The organism is Streptomyces sp. NPDC043952 (genome assembly GCF_056435325.1).
Genome location: NZ_JBWKES010000002.1, coordinates 255320 through 273637 on the forward strand (window position 1 = coordinate 255320; position 18318 = coordinate 273637).

At 73.4% G+C, this 18318-nt stretch carries 17 protein-coding genes and 1 pseudogene; 9 read left to right on the forward strand and 9 right to left on the reverse strand.

Going from position 1 to position 18318, the window contains the following annotated elements; genetic code table 11:
- Window positions 1-83: 83 nt before the first annotated feature.
- Window positions 84-263, forward strand: a pseudogene (locus AC069R_RS03035) (transcriptional regulator); the annotation flags it as partial.
- Here AC069R_RS03035 and AC069R_RS03040 read toward each other — a convergent pair.
- The 3 genes from AC069R_RS03040 to AC069R_RS03050 are packed head-to-tail and all read right to left on the reverse strand — an operon-like array spanning window position 252 to window position 4914.
- Window positions 252-2450, reverse strand: a complete 2199-nt coding sequence (locus AC069R_RS03040; RefSeq protein ID WP_478763995.1) for a 3-hydroxyacyl-CoA dehydrogenase NAD-binding domain-containing protein — start codon at window positions 2448-2450, stop codon at window positions 252-254. The pseudogene AC069R_RS03035 and the gene AC069R_RS03040 overlap by 12 nt on opposite strands.
- Window positions 2451-2491: 41 nt before the next feature.
- Entirely contained in the window at window positions 2492-3706 is a 1215-nt protein-coding gene (locus AC069R_RS03045) for an acetyl-CoA C-acetyltransferase (protein ID WP_478763996.1), read from the reverse strand.
- Window positions 3707-3753: 47 nt separating this feature from the next.
- Window positions 3754-4914 carry a CaiB/BaiF CoA transferase family protein gene (locus AC069R_RS03050; protein ID WP_478763998.1) on the reverse strand — a complete coding sequence of 387 codons (1161 nt, stop codon included), beginning with the start codon at window positions 4912-4914 and terminating at the stop codon, window positions 3754-3756.
- A 265-nt stretch (window positions 4915-5179) separates the two neighbouring features.
- On the opposite strand from AC069R_RS03050, the gene AC069R_RS03055 reads away from it, so the two are divergent.
- Together AC069R_RS03055 and AC069R_RS03060 are read left to right on the forward strand one after the other, a co-directional pair.
- Window positions 5180-6349, forward strand: a complete 1170-nt coding sequence (locus AC069R_RS03055) for a saccharopine dehydrogenase family protein (RefSeq protein ID WP_478764000.1) — start codon at window positions 5180-5182, stop codon at window positions 6347-6349.
- A gap of 83 nt (window positions 6350-6432) precedes the next feature.
- Complete coding sequence (locus AC069R_RS03060) at window positions 6433-6621, forward strand: hypothetical protein (RefSeq protein WP_478764002.1); 189 nt, start codon at window positions 6433-6435, stop codon at window positions 6619-6621.
- Here the strand turns inward: AC069R_RS03060 and AC069R_RS03065 are convergent.
- The 3 genes from AC069R_RS03065 to AC069R_RS03075 all read right to left on the reverse strand — a co-directional run bounded on the left by AC069R_RS03065 (window position 6570) and on the right by AC069R_RS03075 (window position 8864).
- On the reverse strand, window positions 6570-7319 hold the full coding sequence (locus tag AC069R_RS03065) for an endonuclease V (RefSeq protein ID WP_478764004.1): 750 nt from the start codon (window positions 7317-7319) through the stop codon (window positions 6570-6572). The genes AC069R_RS03060 and AC069R_RS03065 overlap by 52 nt on opposite strands.
- Window positions 7320-7387: 68 nt before the next feature.
- Window positions 7388-7726 (reverse strand): plasmid stabilization protein, encoded by a 339-nt coding sequence (locus AC069R_RS03070; protein ID WP_478764006.1) that lies wholly within the window; start codon window positions 7724-7726, stop codon window positions 7388-7390.
- A gap of 73 nt (window positions 7727-7799) precedes the next feature.
- Window positions 7800-8864 carry a WD40/YVTN/BNR-like repeat-containing protein gene (locus tag AC069R_RS03075; RefSeq protein ID WP_478764008.1) on the reverse strand — a complete coding sequence of 355 codons (1065 nt, stop codon included), beginning with the start codon at window positions 8862-8864 and terminating at the stop codon, window positions 7800-7802.
- Between the two features lie 250 nt (window positions 8865-9114).
- On the opposite strand from AC069R_RS03075, the gene ssgD reads away from it, so the two are divergent.
- The 4 genes from ssgD (at window position 9115) to AC069R_RS03095 (ending at window position 13494) form a co-directional block, all read left to right on the forward strand.
- Window positions 9115-9528 carry a spore wall synthesis regulator SsgD gene (gene ssgD / locus AC069R_RS03080; protein ID WP_478764010.1) on the forward strand — a complete coding sequence of 138 codons (414 nt, stop codon included), beginning with the start codon at window positions 9115-9117 and terminating at the stop codon, window positions 9526-9528.
- A gap of 346 nt (window positions 9529-9874) precedes the next feature.
- On the forward strand, window positions 9875-11494 hold the full coding sequence (locus tag AC069R_RS03085) for an ABC-F family ATP-binding cassette domain-containing protein (RefSeq protein ID WP_478764012.1): 1620 nt from the start codon (window positions 9875-9877) through the stop codon (window positions 11492-11494).
- A gap of 108 nt (window positions 11495-11602) precedes the next feature.
- The gene (ddaH, locus tag AC069R_RS03090; RefSeq protein WP_478764013.1) at window positions 11603-12379 is read left to right on the forward strand and encodes a dimethylargininase; all 777 of its coding nucleotides are present in this window, start codon (window positions 11603-11605) and stop codon (window positions 12377-12379) included.
- Window positions 12380-12516: 137 nt separating this feature from the next.
- A complete protein-coding gene (locus AC069R_RS03095) occupies window positions 12517-13494 on the forward strand; it encodes an acyl-ACP desaturase (protein ID WP_478764014.1) in 978 nt (325 codons plus the stop codon).
- Window positions 13495-13541: 47 nt separating this feature from the next.
- Here AC069R_RS03095 and AC069R_RS03100 read toward each other — a convergent pair whose 3' ends face one another.
- On the reverse strand, window positions 13542-13787 hold the full coding sequence (locus tag AC069R_RS03100; RefSeq protein ID WP_397982999.1) for a WhiB family transcriptional regulator: 246 nt from the start codon (window positions 13785-13787) through the stop codon (window positions 13542-13544).
- 254 nt (window positions 13788-14041) lie between these two features.
- Here AC069R_RS03100 and AC069R_RS03105 point away from each other — a divergent pair, with 254 nt between their 5' ends.
- A complete protein-coding gene (locus AC069R_RS03105; protein WP_478764015.1) occupies window positions 14042-14821 on the forward strand; it encodes a VOC family protein in 780 nt (259 codons plus the stop codon).
- A 40-nt stretch (window positions 14822-14861) separates the two neighbouring features.
- Here AC069R_RS03105 and AC069R_RS03110 read toward each other — a convergent pair whose 3' ends face one another.
- Entirely contained in the window at window positions 14862-16025 is a 1164-nt protein-coding gene (locus tag AC069R_RS03110; RefSeq protein WP_478764017.1) for a LacI family DNA-binding transcriptional regulator, read from the reverse strand.
- A 72-nt stretch (window positions 16026-16097) separates the two neighbouring features.
- On the reverse strand, window positions 16098-17117 hold the full coding sequence (gene ligD / locus AC069R_RS03115; protein WP_478764019.1) for a non-homologous end-joining DNA ligase: 1020 nt from the start codon (window positions 17115-17117) through the stop codon (window positions 16098-16100).
- Between the two features lie 97 nt (window positions 17118-17214).
- Here ligD and AC069R_RS03120 point away from each other — a divergent pair, with 97 nt between their 5' ends.
- The gene (locus tag AC069R_RS03120) at window positions 17215-18285 is read left to right on the forward strand and encodes an ATP-dependent DNA ligase (RefSeq protein ID WP_478764021.1); all 1071 of its coding nucleotides are present in this window, start codon (window positions 17215-17217) and stop codon (window positions 18283-18285) included.
- Window positions 18286-18318: the final 33 nt, after the last annotated feature.

Here is an 18318-nt window from a genome sequence, read left to right on the forward strand (position 1 = left end):
TTCCCCTCTTTCCCCCCCCCCCCTCCCCCCACCCCCCCCCCGCCCCCCCCCACCCCCCCCCCCCCCCCCCCCCCCCCCCCCCGGCCCGTCAGCTCGCCCGGCTCTTCCGCGGCGAGGTGGCCGAGCGGGACACCCGTGATGTGCGGGACCTGTCGGCGCACATGCACCCGCTGGTGGTGCAGGCGCTGCTGACCACGTTCCAGCGTTCGCTGCGCGAAGAACTGAGCGAGCTGCTCAGCGGGGAGGGACGGTCAGGCGGCTGAGTCCGTGAAGGTCTCGCCCCTCTCCGCCTTCTCCACCAGCAGCGCCGGCGGCTCGAACCGCTCGCCGTAGGTCCCGGCGAGCTCCCGCGCGCGGGCCACGAAGGCGGGCAGGCCGACACCGGCCCCGGCGCCGCCGTCGTAGCCGTTGATGTACTGGAGCACGCCGCCGGTCCAGGCCGGGAAGCCGATGCCGAGGATGGAGCCGATGTTGGCGTCGGCCACGGAGGTCAGCACGCCCTCCTCCAGCAGGCGCACGGTGTCCAGCGCCTCGGCGAACAGCATCCGCTCCTGCATGTCCTTGAACGAGATCTCGTGCCCGGCCTTGGTGAAGTGCTCGCGCAGGCCCGGCCAGAGCCCGGCGCGCTTGCCGTCCTCCGCGTAGTCGTAGAAGCCGGCGCCGCCGCTGCGGCCGGGGCGTCCGAACTCGTCGACCATGCGGTCGATGACGGCCTCGGCCGGGTGCGCGGTCCAGGTGCCGCCGGCCTCCTCCACGGCCCGCTTCGTCTCGTTGCGGATCTTGCGCGGGAGGGTGAGGGTCAGCTCGTCCATCAGGGAGAGGACCTTGGCCGGGTAGCCGGCCTGGGCGGCGGCCTGCTCGACGGAGGCGGGCTCGATGCCCTCGCCGACCATGGCGACGCCCTCGTTGATGAAGTGGCCGATCACCCGCGAGGTGAAGAAGCCGCGCGAGTCGTTGACGACGATCGGCGTCTTGCTGATCTGCCGGACCAGGTCGAAGGCGCGGGCGAGGGCCTCGTCGCCGGTGCGCTCGCCCTTGATGATCTCGACCAGCGGCATCTTGTCGACCGGCGAGAAGAAGTGCAGACCGACGAAGTCCGCCTGGCGCTGCACGCCCTCGGCCAGGGTGGTGATGGGCAGCGTGGAGGTGTTGGAGCACAGCAGCGCGTCGGGCGCGACCACGGACTCGATCTCCTGGAACACCTTGTGCTTGAGCGCGGTGTCCTCGAAGACGGCCTCGATCACCGCGTCGCAGCCGGCCACGTCGGCGGCGTCCCCGGTGGGCGTGATCCGGGCGAGCAGCGCGTCCGCCTTCTCCTGGCTGGTACGGCCGCGGGAGACGGCCTTGGCGCACAGCTTCTCGGAGTAGCCCTTGCCCTTGAGCGCGGCCTCCAGGGAGACGTCCTTGAGGACGACCTCGATGCCGGCGCGGGCGCAGGAGTAGGCGATGCCCGCGCCCATCATGCCGGCGCCGAGCACGGCCACCTTGCGGACCTGGCGGGAGGCGATGTCCTTGGGCCGGTTGGCGCCGGAGTTGACCGCCTGGAGGTCGAAGAAGAACGCCTGGATCATGTTCTTCGCGGTCTGCCCGGTGACCAGCTCGGTGAAGTAGCGGGTCTCGATGGTGCTCGCGGTCTCGAAGTCGACCTGGGAGCCCTCGACCGCCGCGGCCATGATGTTGCGCGGCGCCGGGTAGGGCGCGCCGCCCGTCTGCTTGCGCAGGTTGGCCGGGAAGGCGGGCAGGTTGGCGGCGAACTTCGGGTGGGCCGGGGTGCCGCCGGGGATCCGGTAGCCCGGCACGTCCCAGGGCTGCTGGGACTCGGGGTGCTCGTCGATGAAGGCGCGGGCCTTGGCCAGCATCTCCTCGGGCGTCTCGGCCACCTCGTGGACCAGCCCGTTCTCCAGGGCGCGCCGCGGGTTGTACTGGGTGCCCTGGAGCAGCACCTTGAGCAGCGCGTCGGTGATGCCCATCAGGCGCACGGTACGGGTGACGCCGCCGCCCGCGGGCAGCAGGCCGAGGGTGACCTCGGGCAGGCCGATCTTGGAGCCGGGGGCGTCCAGGGCGATGCGGTGGTGGGAGGCGAGCGCGATCTCGTAGCCGCCGCCGAGGGCCGCGCCGTTGATGGCGGCGACGACCGGCTTGCCGAGGGTCTCGATGCGGCGCAGCGCGTTCTTGATCGCGGTCGCGGTGTCGAAGACGGCCTGGGCGTCCTCGGGGCCGGCCTGGATCATCTCCTTGAGGTCGCCGCCCGCGAAGAAGGTCTTCTTGGCGGAGGTGTAGATGATGCCCCGGATGGAGTCCTTCTCGGCCACCGCGCGGTCCGCGATCGCCTCGATGGAGGCCTTGAAGGCCTGGTTCATCGTGTTCGCGGACTGGTTGGGGTCGTCCAGGACCAGGGTGACGACTCCGGTGTCGTCCTGCTCCCAGCGGATGGTGGTGCTCTCGGTCATGACAGTCGTCTCCGTTGAAGTCGCTTGGTTCCGCGGGGAGTTCAGATGCGCTCGATGATGGTGGCGATGCCCATGCCACCGCCCACGCACAGGGTGACCAGGCCGTAGCGCTTGTCCTGGCGCTCCAGTTCGTCCACGAGCGTGCCGACGAGCATGGCGCCGGTCGCGCCGAGCGGGTGGCCGAGCGCGATGGCGCCGCCGTTGACGTTGACCTTCTCCAGCGGCAGGCCCATCTCCTCGACGAAGCGCAGCACGACGGCGGCGAACGCCTCGTTGATCTCGACCAGGTCGATGTCGTCGATGGTCAGGCCGGCCTTGGCGAGCGCCTTGCGGGTGGCGGGGGCGGGTCCGGTGAGCATGATGGTGGGCTCGGAGCCGGAGACGGCGGCGGAGACGATCCGGGCGCGCGGAGTGAGGCCGTAGCGCTCGCCGACCTCCCTGGAGCCGATGGCGACGAGCGCGGCGCCGTCCACGATGCCGGAGGAGTTGCCCGCGTGGTGGACGTGGTCGATCTTCTCCACCCAGTGGTACTTCTGGCGCGCCACGGCGTCGAAGCCGCCGAGTTCGCCGATGTCGGCGAAGGACGGCTTGAGCTTGGCGAGGGAGTCGGCGGTGGTACCGGGGCGCGGGTGCTCGTCGCGGTCGAGGACGACCAGGCCGGCGCGGTCCCTGACCGGGACCACGGAGCGGTCGAAGCGGCCCTCCTTCCAGGCGTTGACCGCGCGCTCCTGGGACAGCGCCGCGAACTCGTCCACGTCCCGGCGACTGAAGCCGCCCAGGGTGGCGATGAGGTCGGCGCCGATGCCCTGCGGCACGAAGTCGACGGCGAGGTTGGTCATCGGGTCGTTGAACCAGGCGCCGCCGTCGGAGGCCATCGGGACGCGGGACATCGACTCCACGCCGCCCGCGAGGACCAGGTCCTCCCAGCCGGAGCGGACCTTGGCCGCGGCCAGGTTGACGGCCTCCAGGCCCGAGGCACAGAAGCGGTTCTCCTGCACGCCCGCGACGGTGTCCGGCAGTCCGGCGGCGATGGCGGCGATGCGGGCGATGTCGGAGCCCTGGTCGCCGACCGGGCTGACGACGCCGAGCACGATGTCGTCGATGGCGGCCGGGTCGAGGTCCGGGAAGCGGTCGCGGATCTCGTGGATGAGGCCGACGACCAGGTCGATGGGCTTGGTGCCGTGCAGGGCGCCGTTCGCCTTGCCGCGGCCGCGCGGGGTGCGGATCGCGTCGTACACGTACGCTTCGGTGCTCACTGGGGTGCCTTTCGGGAGGGTCGGCCGAGCGGGTTCGGGTCGCGCAGCTAGGGGGCAGTGGCGGCGCCCGCGTCCGGCCGGTCGCCCGCGCGTGCGGGCAGGTCCCAGTCGCGTGCCACGGCCTCGGTGTCGGCGCCGGGCAGCGCGGGTCCGGTGCGGACGGCGGTCGGGGTGGCGGAGAAGCGGGGCGCGGGGGCGGGCTGGGTGATGCCGCCGTGGTCGGTGAAGGTGGAGCGGGCGGCCAGGTGCGGGTGGTGCGGGGCCTCGCGCAGCGACAGTACGGGGGCCACGCAGGCGTCGGAGTCCGCGAACAGGGCGGTCCACTGCTCGCGGGTGCCTTCCCGGAAGCGGGCGGTGATCGCTTCGCGCAGTTCCGGCCAGCGGGTGAGGTCGGTGCGGGCGTCCTGGAGGTGGTCCAGGCCGAGCAGACGCAGGAACTCGGCCGAGAACCGCTCCTCCAGGGCGCCGACCGCCATATGGCCGCCGTCGGCGGTCTCGTAGGTGCCGTAGTAGGGGCAGCCGCCGTCCAGCAGGTTGGCGCCGCGCCGGTCCTGCCAGGCGCCGGCGGACAGCATGCCGTGGATCATCGCGGACAGGTGGGCGGTGCCGTCCACGATGGCGGCGTCCACGACCTGGCCGGTGCCGGTGGCGCGCGCGTGGTGCAGGGCGGCGAGGACGCCGACAGCCAGGTAGAGCGAGCCGCCCGCGTAGTCGCCCAGGAGGTTGGCGGGCACGGCCGGGGGCTCGCCGGGGCGGCCGATCATGCCGAGGGCGCCGGTCAGGGCGATGTACGACACGTCGTGGCCCGCGCGCCGGGCGAGGGGGCCGTCCTGGCCCCAGCCTGTCATCCGGCCGTAGACCAGACGGGGGTTGCGGGCGTGGCAGTCGGCGGGGCCGACGCCGAGGCGCTCGGCGACGCCCGGCCGGTAGCCCTCGACGAGGATGTCGGCGCGTTCGGCGAGGTCCAGGACGCGGGCGGCGCCGTCCGGGGACTTGAGGTCGACCACGATCGAGCGCTTGTTGCGGTTGGTGATGTCGTGGGCGGGGTCGATGCCGAGGCCGGGGCCGCCGGGGCGGTCCACCCGGACCACGTCGGCGCCGAGGTCGGCGAGCAGCATGGCGGCGAACGGGCCCGGCCCGATGCCGGCCAGCTCCACCACGCGCACGCCGCCGAGCGGGCCCCGCTCTGCCGCTGCCGCCGTGCTCATGCCGCCCCCCAAGCGTGTGACACAACTGATGTAACACCGGTGATGCTATGAACGCCGTCCATCCGGCACAAGACCTGAACGAGCAAGCGCTTAGCCAAGTGCCCGTACTGGCCGAACATCACCCGGCCGCCCGCGGCACCCGGTTCTCACGCTAGCCTCGGCCACCGACAGCGGCGCGGGCTGCGCGACCGAGGGGTTGTCATGGCGTGACCGAGGGGTGGGTCATGACGTGATCGAGGGGTGTCATGGACAGGCGAGGTGGGTCATGAGCGGGCTGGACCGTCCCTACGACGTGGTGCTCTACGGGGCGACGGGCTTCGTCGGCGCGCTCACCGCGCACTATCTGGCGGCGCACGCGCCACGAGGGCTGCGCTGGGCGATCGCCGGGCGCGACGAGGTGAAGCTGCGGCGGCTGCGGGACGGGTTGCCCGCGGGCGCGGACCCCGGCGTGCTGCGCGCCGACGCGGCCGCCCCCGCCTCGCTGCGCGCTCTGGCCGGGCGGGCGCGGGTGGTGGCCACGACCGTCGGGCCGTACCTGCGCCACGGCGCGGGACTCGTCGCCGCCTGCGCGGACGCCGGGACGGACTATCTGGACCTCACCGGCGAGCCGGAGTTCGTGGACCTGATGTACGTACGGCACGACGCACGCGCGCGGGAGACCGGCGCGCGCCTGGTGCACGCCTGCGGCTTCGACTCCGTGCCGCACGACCTCGGCGTGTACTTCACGGTGCGGCAGCTCCCGGAGGGTGTGCCGCTGCGGGTGGACGGCTATGTGACGGCCGACGCGGCGTTCTCCGGCGGCACCCTGGCCTCGGCGCTCGACCAGTTCGCGCGCGGCCGGGAGATGCTGGCCGCCGCGCGTGACCGGGCCCGGCACGAGCCGCGGCGCCATGGGCGCCGGGTGAGCGCGCCGGTGGGTGCGCCGCGGTTCGCCCCGGAGGTCGGCGCGTGGGCGCTGCCGCTGCCCACCATCGACCCGCGGATCGTGAGCCGTTCGGCACGCGTCCTCGACCGGTACGGGCCCGACTTCCGCTACCGGCACTTCGCGGCCGTCCGCCGGCTGCCCGTCGCGCTCGGCGGGACGGCCGCGGTCGGCGCGGCGGTGGCCGCCGCCCAGTTGCCGCCCTTGCGCCACTGGCTGTCCGGACGGCTCCGTCCGGGCGAGGGCCCCAGTGCCGAGAGGCGGGCCAGGAGCTGGTTCTCGGTCCGCTTCGTCGGCGAGGGCGGCGGCCGGCGTGTCTACACCGAGGTCGCGGGCGGCGACCCCGGCTACGACGAGACCGCCAAGATGTTCGCCGAGGCCGCGCTCTGCCTGGCCCTCGACGACCTGCCGAAAACGTCCGGCCAGGTGACGACGGCCGAGGCGATGGGCGACGCGCTGACGCGGCGGCTGCGGGCGGCGGGGATCACGTTCCGGGTGGCGGCGCGACGGTAGCGGCCGGAACCATGCGGTGCGCGGGCGCCCCCGTGCGACGATCGGCGCTCCGACCGGACGAGGCCCAAGGAGGCGCGAGAACCGTGAAGTTCGTACTCGAGGTGACCGTGGACGAGAACGCGACGGCGCAGGAGCGGGCCGCCGAGCTGGGCCGGATCCTGCGCTACTGGGGCGGCAATCTGCACCACTACGCGCTGGAGCCCGGCGACGGCTCGCCCGTCTACGACTCGGAGTACAAGGAAGTCGGTGTCTGGCGGCTCGCCGCCGGCTGAGCGGCCGTTTCCCGCGCCGCCTCCTTGAGCGCCCTGCGGCACAACCCGTCCGCGTGCCGGGTGGTCTCGGGGAGGCGGTAGGCCGGGGTGAGGGCCAGCGTGTGGGCGAGGGCGTTGGACAGCGACACGCGGTGGCCGACGGAGACGAAGACGGGTTTGACGGCGTCGCGCGTGCGAAGGGCGCGGCCGACCTCCTCGGCGCCGGCGAGCAGCGGGGCGGAGCTGCCGCGGGCCGCGGCGGGGTCGTCGTAGGTGAAGGTGAACGGGTTCTTGGCGACGCCGATGGCGGGCAGGCCGGTGAGCACGCCCAGGTGGCTCGCCAGGCCGAAGCGGCGGGGGTGGGCGAGGCCGTAGCCGTCGCACACCACCAGGCCGGGCGCGCAGGGCAGGGAGTCCAGCGCGGCCAGGACCGCGGGCAGTTCGCGGAAGGCGAGCAGTCCGGGGACGTAGGGGAAGGACACCCGGCCGACGGCGGTCGACTCGGCGACGACGCCGAGCGTGGCGGCGTCCAGGACGACGGCCGCGGCGGCGACCAGGTCGCGCTCGTCGTCGTAGGCCACGTCCACCCCGGTCACATGGCCCTCGCCCGGCGGCGGGCCCGGCTCGTCGAGCACCACCCGGCCGCGCAGTTCGTCCTGGACCGCGCGGGCCTCTTCCTCGCTGGCCGGCCAGCCCGCCGGTACGCCTGCGGTCGTCATGACGGCCGACTGTACGTGCCCGCGCCGGACCGCCCCGCCGCCGGGGTCGGCGCGTTCCCCGCGCCGGCTCAGCCCTTCCTGGCGTTCAGCGCGCGCTGCAACTGGTCCTTGTTCATGTGCGAGCGGCCCTCGATGCCGCGCTGCCGCGCCTCGTTGTACAACTGGTCGCGGGTCGGGCCCTGGGGGCCGGTGCGGTTGCCCGACCGCTGCCCGCCGCGCCTGCTGGACGACATGTCCTGGGTGGAGGTGCGGCTCGCGGTCTTGGACTCGCCGGACCGCGCGCGCTCCTTGTTGACGGTCCGCGCGGCGATCTCCTTGGCGCGTCCCGCGCTCTCGCCCCGCTCCTGCGCGCTCTCCTTGATGTGCTCGTACTGGCGTTCGCGCTTGGGGCTGGAACCGGCTGGCATGATCGCTCCTTTCACCTCGAAGGCTCGTACGACGCCTTCGGGGCGCGAGTACCCGGCTCCCGGCGCGCCTACCTCACCGTTCCAGCCGGGCCACCCTGCCCTGCTCGCCGGCCGCCCAGCAGCCGAGGTCGGGGGTGCAGGAGACGGTGTCGTACGAGCCGGAGTCGATCGTGCGCCAGGTGCGGCCGCCGTCCGTGGTCAGATCGGTGCCGGTGGGGCCGACGGCGAGCGCCGCGGCGCGGCTGTGCGGCAGCCAGGCGACGCCGGAGCGGTAGGCCGGCGGGGGTGTGGCGGCGCTCTGCCAGGTGCGTCCGCCGTCACGGGTGACGGCCGCGGCCCGCGGCGAGGGCTCGCCGGCGCGGTAGTCGCCGCCGACGGCGAGGCCGTGGACGCGGTCGCGGAAGGCGAGCGCGAAGACCCCGCGGGCCGGGTCCCCGGCCGGGACCGGGGTGTCGGTGGCGGTCCAGGTCAGCCCGCGGTCGGCGGAGTGCAGCACGCGCGCGCGGGCGCCGCCGCCGGTGGCCAGCCAGACGTCCTTCGGGCCGGAGGTGACCAGGCACTGCCCGCTCGCCGCGAAGCCCGCCTCGCCGTCCAGGGCGGGCGGCATGCCGGTCGCGGGCAGCACCCGCCAAGAGCGGCCGCCGTCGCTCGTGGACAGGAGGCGGAACCTCCCGTCGACGGGGTCGCCCATCGCGAGGCCGTGGCTGCGGTCGAAGAAGGCCAGGCAGTCGTAGAACGCGTCCGGGTCGGTGTTGCGGAAGGACTCCGTCCAGCTCGCCCCGCCGTCGTCGGTGCGGTAGATCCGGGACGCCTCGCCCTCGCCGATGGCCAGGACCACGGCGTGCCGCGCGTCGGACGCCTCGACGTCCCGGAACTCCAGGCCGGGCGCGCCGGGCGGGGAGACATCGCGCCAGGAGGTGCCGCCGTCGCGGGTGAGCAGGACGGTGCCGCCGGTGCCGGCCAGCCAGGCGGTGTGCCGGTCGACGGCGGCCAGGCCCCGGAAGCGGACCTGGGGGGTGCCGGGGTCCTTCGCCGCCCAGTGCACGTCCTGGGGGCGGGCGGGCGCCGCGGCCGACGGGACGGTCAGCGCGGCCAGCGCCGCGCCGCACGCGAGGCCCGCCGCCGTCAGCCTGCCCATCCGCCGGACGCCCCTTGTGTCCCTCTTGTCCCTCGCGTTCCCCATGCGCCTCATGGCGGGCGAAGCTAGCCCACGGCCGGGGCGCCGTCCAGGGGGCCGACTGCCGTACGTGCCAAGGGCGGCCGCGGGGGCATGAACGCGGTGACCGAGGTCACTCGTCTCCCAGGTGCACGCCCCGGCCCGTTCCGTCGTCTCCTCCAGTGCCGGGAGTCACTTGGCCGCAGTCCAGCCGTCACGAGGGAGCAAGGCGTTGTCCACCGTCATCGAGCAGCCCGTAGAAGCCCGCCTCGTCGCCGCCGCACCGCGCATGCAGAGCATTCCCGCCACCCTGTGCTACGACCGCTGCGACCCGTTCGCCGTGCGGATGACCTTCCCGGCCCCGGCCACCCTGGAAGGCGTCGAGGTCTGCTGGACCTTCGCCCGCGAACTGCTCGCCGCCGGGCTGCGCGCTCCCGAGGGCCACGGTGACGTACGGGTGCGGCCGTACGGCTACGACCGCGTCGTGCTGGAGTTCCACGCCCCGGAGGGCACCGCCGTCGTCCATGTGCGCGCGGGCGAGATACGGCGCTTCCTGGAGGCGACCGGCGAACTGGTGCCGGTCGGCCTCGAACATCTCCAGCTCGACCTGGACCACCATCTCGCGGAACTGATGCGGGACGCCTGACGGCGGGAGATCGGGAGAGCGTGGCGCGCGTCCGGGCGGCCGGCGGGCCCGGCCGGGGTACGCGCACAACCGCGCCGGTAAATGTTTTGACTCCCGCCGGCGGTGCTCCTACCGTTGATCCCGGTTCTGTTGCCGTCGATCGGAGAAGGACGTTGCTCGTCTGAGGTTCGAAGACACCGCGTCGCACCGGTGAGGTGTGCGTGGCGTACGACCCTCGGCGTTCGAGCCGTCCTCCGGCACAGGCCCTTTTTCTTTCCGTACGGCCTCCGGGTGACCCTTCGGTTCCCGCCCCGCGGTGTCTTCAGACGCGTCCGCGAAACCGCACCCACTCCCCCGCGAGGCCCGCATGTCATCTTCCTCCCTCACCTGTACGTCCCTGTCCTTCGCCTGGCCCGACGGCACCACCGTGTTCGAGGGGCTCGACCTCTCCTTCGGCCCCGGCAGGACCGGGCTCGTCGGCGTCAACGGGTCCGGGAAATCGACCCTGTTGAAACTGCTCGCCGGTGAACTCACCCCGGCCGACGGCACGGTCAAGGTCACCGGAGACGTCGGCTACCTCCCGCAGAACGTCACCCTGGACACCGCGCTCCGCGTCGACGCGGCCCTCGGCATCGCCGAGCGGCGGGCCGCGCTGCACGCCATCGAGGCGGGCGACGCGGCCGAACGGCACTTCGAGACGGTCGGCGACGACTGGGACGTCGAGGAGCGCGCCCTGGTCACCCTCGGCGAACTCGGCCTGGGCCACATCGACTTGGACCGCACCGTCGGCGAAGTGTCCGGCGGCGAGTCGGTGCTGCTCCGGCTCGCCGCGCTGCTGCTGCGCCGCCCCGACGTGCTGCTCCTGGACGAACCCACCAACAACCTCGACCTGTACGCGCGCCGCCGTCTCCACCAGGCCGTGGCCGCCTGGTCCGGCGTGCTCGTGGTGGTCAGCCACGACCGCGAACTCCTCGACCTGGTCGACCAGATCGCGGACCTGCGCTCCGGCGAGGTCGCCTGGTACGGCGGCAACTTCTCGGCCTACGAGCAGGCACTGGCCGTCGAACAGGAGGCAGCCGAGCGGATGGTGCGGGCCGCCGAGGCCGATGTGCGCAAGCAGCAGCGCGAACTGTCCGACGCGCAGGTCAAGTTGGCCCGCCGCAAGCGGTACGGGCAGAAGATGTGGGACTCAAAGCGCGAGCCGAAGATCGTGATGGGCGCCCGCAAACGCGCCGCCCAGGTGTCGGCGGGCAAGCACCGCATCCTGCACGAGGAGCGCCTCGCCGAGGCCAGGGAGCGCCTGGACGACGCGGTGGACGCGGTGCGCGACGAGGACGAGATCCGCGTCGACCTGCCGCACACCGCCGTACCGCCGGGCCGGCAGGTGCTCACCCTGGAGAACCTGGCGATGGCCTACGGGGCGCGGGTCGAGGGGATCCTCGATCTGCGCGGCCCGGAGCGGATCGCGCTGGTCGGGCGCAACGGCGCGGGCAAGACGACGCTGCTGCGCACCATCGCCGGACAGCTGGCTCCCGTGGCGGGCACGGCCACCGCGCACGTCCCGCTGCGGTTCCTGCCGCAGCGGCTCGACGTGCTGGACGACGAGCTGACCGTCGCCCGGAACGTGGCCCGGTTCGCGCCCGGCGCCACCAACAACCGGGTCCGGGCGCGGCTGGCCCGCTTCCTGTTCCGGGGCGCGCGCGCCGACCAGCGGGCGGCCACCCTGTCCGGCGGCGAGCGCTTCCGGGCCACGCTGGCCGCGCTGATGCTGGCCGAGCCGGCGCCCCAGCTGCTCCTGCTGGACGAGCCGACCAACAACCTCGACCTGGCGAGCGTCCGGCAGCTCACCTCGGCCCTGGCGTCGTACCAGGGCGCACTGCTGGTGAGCAGCCACGACCTGCCGTTCCTGGAGTCGATCGGCATCACCCGCTGGCTGCTGCTGGCGGACGGGGAACTGACGGAGATCGCGCCGGAGGAGGTGGGCTAGCCGGCCGGGGGGTGGGGGGTTTTGTGCCGGGCGTGCCGGGCTGCATGATGGCGGACCAGCGCCGCACTCGCGGCGCAGGCACCCCATCCCCGACTGGAAAGGCCCGTCGTGCCCAGCAAGAAGGCCCTCGTCCGCCGCCCGAGCCCGCGTCTCGCCGAGGGCCTGGTGACGCATATCGAGCGGCGGAAGGTCGACGTCGAACTCGCCACCGCGCAGTGGGAGGCGTACGTCGAGGCGCTGCGGGCGCACGGCTGGGAGACGTTCGAGGTCGAGCCGGCCGACGACCGCCCGGACTCGGTGTTCGTGGAGGACACCGTCGTCCTGTTCCGCAACGTCGCGCTGATCACCCGGCCGGGCAGTGCGTCCCGCCGCCCGGAGACCGCCGGTGTGGAGGAGGCGGTGGCCGCCCTCGGCTGCTCGGTGAACTGGATATGGGATCCGGGCACCCTGGACGGCGGCGACGTCCTGAAGATCGGCGACACGGTCTACGTCGGCCGCAGCGCGCGGACCGACGCGGCCGGTGTGCAGCAGGTACGGGCCGCGTTCGAGCCGCTGGGCGCGCGGGTGGTGGCCGTACCGGTGAGCAAGGTGCTGCATCTGAAGTCGGCCGTGACCGCGCTGCCGGACGGCACCGTCATCGGGCACATCCCGAGGGTGGACCGGCCCTCGCTGTTCCCCGGCTTCCTCTCGGTGCCCGAGGAGTCCGGCGCGCACGTGGTGCTGCTCGGCGGGCACAAGCTGCTGATGGCGGCGAGCGCCCCGAAGACCGCCGAGCTGCTGACCGACCTCGGCTACGAGGTGGTCACCGTCGACATCGGCGAGTTCGAGAAGCTGGAGGGCTCGGTGACCTGTCTGTCCGTACGGCTGCGGGAGCTGTACGCCTGACCGGGACTCTCTTACGGCGCCTTAACCTACGGTTTCGTAACCTACGGATTCGTAGCTTACGATCTCGTAGGTTTCCCGGCCCCGCTCGCCGGTACCCCCCGCTCGTGCTCCCTGTTCGGCGTCCCCCTGGAGTTCCCGTGACGATCACCTCCCCCCATCTCGCCGGCCCGGCCGCCGCCTGGACCGACGCCCGGCTGCTGTACGCGCTGGAGGAAGTGGTCGAGGGGGAGCTGAACCGCCATCTGAAGGTCGCCAAGGACTGGATGCCGCACGAGTACGTGCCCTGGGGCGACGGGCGCAACTTCCCGGCCCTGTTCGAGGACGGGGAGGCCTGGGCGAAGGACCAGTCCAAGGTGACCGACATCGGCCGCACCGCCCTGGTCGTCAACCTGCTGACCGAGGACAACCTGCCCAGCTACCACCACGAGATCGCCAGCCTGTTCGGCCGCGACGGCGCCTGGGGCACCTGGGTGCACCGCTGGACGGCCGAGGAGGGCCGGCACGGCATCGTGATGCGCGACTATCTGCTCGCCTCGCGCGCGGTGGACCCGGACCAGCTGGAGCGGTTCCGCATGGCGCACATGAGCGAGGGCTTCGAGTCCGACAACCGGCACTCGATGCTGCACTCGGTCGCCTACGTCGCCTTCCAGGAGCTGGCCACCCGCGTCTCGCACCGCAACGCCGGCCATCAGTCCGGTGATCCGGTGTGCGACCGGATGCTCGCCCGGATCGCGACCGACGAGAACCTGCACATGGTGTTCTACCGCAACCTGCTCAAGGCCGCGTTCGAGCTGGCGCCCGACCTGACGATGCGGGCGGTCCGGGACGTCGTCGTCAACTTCCGGATGCCCGGACACGGCATCCCCGGTTTCGAGCGGGCCGCCGCGCAGATGGCGATCGGCGAGGTCTACAACCTGCGCATCCACCACGACGACGTGCTCCAGCCGGTGCTGCGCTTCCTGAAGGTCATGGGGATCGACGGCCTCGGGCCCGAGGGGCGCCGGGCGCAGGAGGAACTCGGCCTGTTCATGGGCGGCCTGGACCTGGAGGCCTCCCGGTTCGACGAGAAGCTGGCGGCACGCAAGGCGCGGATGGCCGCGCGAGCCGCGGGCTGAGCGAGACGCCCGCCGGGGCACCGGCCCCGGTCGTAGGCGGCGGCCGGTCAGCCGGAGGTGCGGCGCAGGGCGAGGCGTTCCTTCTCGGACAGCCCGCCCCAGACGCCGAAGCGCTCGTCGTGGGCGAGGGCGTACTCCAGGCAGGCCGGGCGCAGCTCGCACATCCCGCAGATGCGCTTCGCCTCGCGGACCGAGCTGCCCGGCTCGGGGAAGAAGAAGTCCGGCCCCGTCTGCGCGCACAGGGCCTGCGCCTGCCAGGTCGGGTCGGCCGGGGTGAGGGTGTCGAGGTGCATGACCAGGAGCATGCCGACCGGCGAAAAACGTTCGATCAACGTGCGCTCAACGCCGTCATCGGGGCCCCCGGCCACATCGATGATGCTCCCCGGAGCCGGTCGGTTGCACGGCGGCGCGCGGAATTTCCGGAAACCCGATCGGGCCTGCGGGGTCACCGAGGGTGAGGGCGCCCGGCGGTGCTCCGGCGGCGATCGCCGGTGGGCGGTGCCAGACTCGGCAGTGCACGGGACGGCACCCCGCGAGGAGGGCGGCCATGCTCACCACCGATTTCGCCGACGGCGCGCCGAACTGGCTCGATGTCGGCGCGCCGGACATCGACGGCGCGCGGTCCTTCTACGGCTCCCTGTTCGGCTGGCGCTTCGAGTCGGCGGGCCCGGAGACCGGGGGGTACGGCTTCTTCCAACTGGACGGGAAGACCGTCGCCGGTGGTATGCGGTGCGGGCCCGAGCAGGGGCCGCCGGCCTGGACGCTGTACTTCCGGACCCAGGACGCGGCGGCGACCGCCCGAGCGGCCGAACAGGCCCACGGGCAGGTGCTGTTCGGGCCGGTCGACGTGATGGGCCAGGGACACATGGCCGTCCTGCGCGACCAGGCCGGTGTGCGGTTCGGGGTCTGGCAGCCCGGCCGGACCAGGGGCGTGGACCTGGCGAACGCGCCGGGCGCGCTGTGCTGGGCCGAGCTGCACACCCCGGACATCGCGGCGGCGGCCGCCTTCTACCACCGGGTGCTCGGCCTGGAGACCTCCGGAGTGTCCTTCCCGGACGGCGTGTACACATGCGTCAATCCGGCGGGCGCCGGGGAGGACGCGATGTTCGGCGGGGTGGTGCCGCTGGACCGGGTGGAGGGCGAGCCGTACTGGCTGCCGTACTTCGCGGTCGAGGACACCGACGCGGTCGCGGCGGCGGCGGAGCGGCTCGGCGGGTCGGTGAGCGCCCCGCCGGTGACGGTCGAGGGCGTGGGGCGCATCGCCGGGCTGGCCGATCCGTACGGGGCACGGTTCGCGGTGCTCGGGAGCGAGCGGGCGCGGGGGTGAGGCGGTAAGGCGGGTGGCAAGAAGGCGGCCGGGGGGCGGCTCAGGCGGATGCCCGGCGTATCAGCGTGGTCGGCAGGATCACGCCGGGTCCCGGAGCCAGGCCCACCGGGTCGGCGCCGTCGAGTACGGAGGTCGCGTCCAGGGCGGTGGCGCCAGGCGAGCCGGAGGCGCCGGGCACGGCGGAGGCGCCGGGCACGGCGGAGGCGCCGGGCACGGCGGAGGCGCCGTGCGCGGCGGAGGTGCCGCGCAGCAGCAGGCGGGCCATCAGGCGGCCCATCTGCTCGATGTCCTGACGGATGGTGGTCAGCGGCGGGTCGGACTGCTCGGCCAGCGGCAGCATGTCGTCGAAGCCGACCACCGCCACGTCCTCGGGCACCCGCAGCCCCCGCTCCCGCAGCACCCGCAGCGCGCCCAGCGCGGTGAGGTCGTTCGCGGCGAACACGGCGTCCACATCGGGGCGGCGGTCGAGGAGTTCGCGCATGGCCCGCTCCCCGCCCGCCGGGGTGAAGTCGCTCTCCACGACCAGTGAGGGATCGCCGCCCCCGCCGGCCGTCTCCGCCATGACGTCCCGGTAGCCGTCGAGCCGGTCCACGGCCGAGGTCTGGTCCAGGGCGCCGGTGATGTGCGCGATCCGGGTCCGGCCGAGCCCGGCGAGATGGCGCACGGCGGTGCGCGCGCCGCCCCGGTTGTCGGTGTCCACGTACACCGGCGTGCCGGTACGGTCCCGCCAGCCCGGCCGGCCGCCGAACACGGTGGGCACCCCGGCGTCGTGGATGAGTCCGGGCAGCGGGTCGTCCAGGTGCAGGGAGAAGACCAGCGCGCCGTCGACATGGCCCCCGGCGAGATACCGGGCGACTCGGGCGTGGTCGTCCCGGCCCTCGGTCAGCAGCAGCACCAACTGGTTGTCGTGGGCGGTCAGTTCCTTGCTGATACCGCGCAACTGGAGGGCGAAGAAGGGGTCGGTGAAGACGCGGGTCTCGGGTTCGGCGATGACGACGGCGACGGCGTCGTGCCGCTTGGTGACGAGGCTGCGCGCCGCCTGGTTGGGCACGTAGCCGAGTTCGGCCACGGCCCGTCGGACCCGCTCGGCCAGCGGTTGCCGCACGCCGTACCCGCCGTTGACCACCCGTGACACGGTGGCTCTGGACACCCCGGCGCGGGTGGCCACGGCCTCCAGGGTGGGACGCGATACTGCCTCGGGCACCACGGGACTCCTCATCGGCCGGTTACCGCCAGGATAACGAGCGTTCGGCGTCCGGCGGGGTGCCGTACGCGATCAGGGCGCCGGGTTCTCGCGGGCCCGGCTCGGCTGGACGCGTTTGGGCTCGCCGGGCATCTTCGGGTACTCCGGCGGGTACGGCAGGTCGCCGAGCCCGTGGTCGTGCTCGTCGCGGCGGGCGAGTTCCAGCAGGGCGTCCAGGGAGTAGGCGTGGTCGTCCATGTCGGCGTGTACGTCGCCGAGTTCGGCGAACCGGGCCGGCATGGTGGCCAGGTCGAAGTCGCGGGGGCGGGCGGAGCCGACCTCCGTCCAGCGCAGTGGCGCGGAGACGGTGGCCTCGGGGCGGGGCCGTACCGAATAGGCGGAGGCGATGGTGCGGTCGCGGGCAGTCTGGTTGTAGTCCAGGAAGATGCGGGCGCCGCGCTCCTCCTTCCACCACTTGATGGTGACGTGTTCGGGCATCCGGCGTTCCATCTCCCGGCCGACGGCGATGGCGGCGCGCCGCACCTGGGTGAAGGTCCAGCGGGGTTCGATGGGCACGAAGACGTGCAGTCCCCGGCCGCCGGAGGTCTTCGGCCAGCCGCGCAGCCCGCCGAACTCGTCGAGGACGGCGCGCAGTTCGTGGGCGGCGCGGACGGCGTGCGTGTAGTCGGTGCCGGGCTGCGGGTCGAGGTCGATGCGGAGTTCGTCGGGGTGGTCGACGTCGCCCGCGCGCACCGGCCAGGGGTGGAAGGTGAGCGTGCCGTACTGCGCGGCCCACACCACGGCGGCTTCCTCGGTGGGGCACATCTCGTCGGCGCTGCGGCCGCTGGGGAAGGTGATGTGGGCGGTCGGGATCCAGCCGGGCATGCCCTTGGGGGCGCGTTTCTGGAAGAACCACTCACCCTCGATGCCGTCCGGGTAGCGCTCCAGGGTGGTGGGGCGGTCGCGCAGGGCGCGCAGGATGCCGGGGCCGACCGCGATGTAGTACCGGGCGAGGTCCAGCTTGGTGAAGCCCCGCTCGGGAAAGAACACCTTGTCCGGGCTGGACAGCCGTACGGTCCGCCCGGCCACCTCCAGTTCCACCGCTTCGGCCATGCGGCCACCGTAGGCGCCCCCCGCGCGGCTCGCACACCGGGCGCGCATGGGTGCGCACGCCGGGCGCGCGCGACCGGGCGCGCGCAGAATCGGTGCCATGGAGCTGCCCGTCATGCCCCCCGTGAAGCCGATGCTCGCCAAGTCGGTGGCGAGGATCCCGCCGGGCATGCACTACGAGGCGAAGTGGGACGGCTTCCGGTCGATCGTGTTCCGCGACGGCGCCGAGATCGAGCTGGGCAGCCGCACCGGCAAGCCGCTGACCAGGTACTTTCCCGAACTGGTCGAGGCGCTTGGGCAGCGGGTGCCCGAGCGGTGCGTGCTCGACGGAGAGATCGTGATCGCGCGGGACGGGCACCTGGACTTCGACGCGCTGACCGAGCGGATCCATCCGGCGGCCTCGCGGGTGCGGACGCTGGCGGAGCGCACCCCGGCCTCCTTCGTCGCCTTCGACCTGCTGGCGCTGGACGACCACGCCCTGCTGGACGTGCCGCTCACCGACCGGCGCACGCTGCTGGAGCGGGCCCTCGCGGACGCCACACCGCCGGTGCACGTGGCGCCCGCGACGACGGATCCCGCGGTGGCCGGCCAGTGGTTCGAGCGGTTCGAGGGCGCCGGGCTCGACGGGATCGTGGCCAAGCCGCTCGACCTGCGCTACCGGCAGGACGAGCGGGCCATGTTCAAGATCAAGCACGAGCGTACGGCGGACGTCGTGGTGGCCGGGTACCGGCTGCACAAGAGCGGCCCGGTGGTCGGCTCGCTGCTGCTCGGGCTGTACGACGGGGAGGGCAGGCTCCAGCATGTGGGCGTGTCGGCCGCGTTCCCGATGAAGCGGCGCGCCGAACTGGTGGAGGAGCTGGCGCCGCTGCGGATGGACGACGTCACCGGTCATCCCTGGGCGGCCTGGGCCGAGGAGGCGGCGCACGAGAGTGCCCGGCTGCCGGGCGCGCCGAGCCGCTGGTCGGGCAAGAAGGACCTGTCCTGGGTGCCGCTGCGGCCCGAGCGGGTGGCCGAGGTCGCCTACGACCACATGGAGAACGGGCAGCGCTTCCGGCACACCGCCCGCTTCCGCCGCTGGCGCCCCGACCGGACGCCCGAGAGCTGCACGTACGCCCAGCTGGAGGAGCCGGTGCGGTACGACCTCGCGGAGATCCTCGGGGAGAAGGGCTGAGCCCTCCCCCGCCGGGGATCTCCGGTACCCACG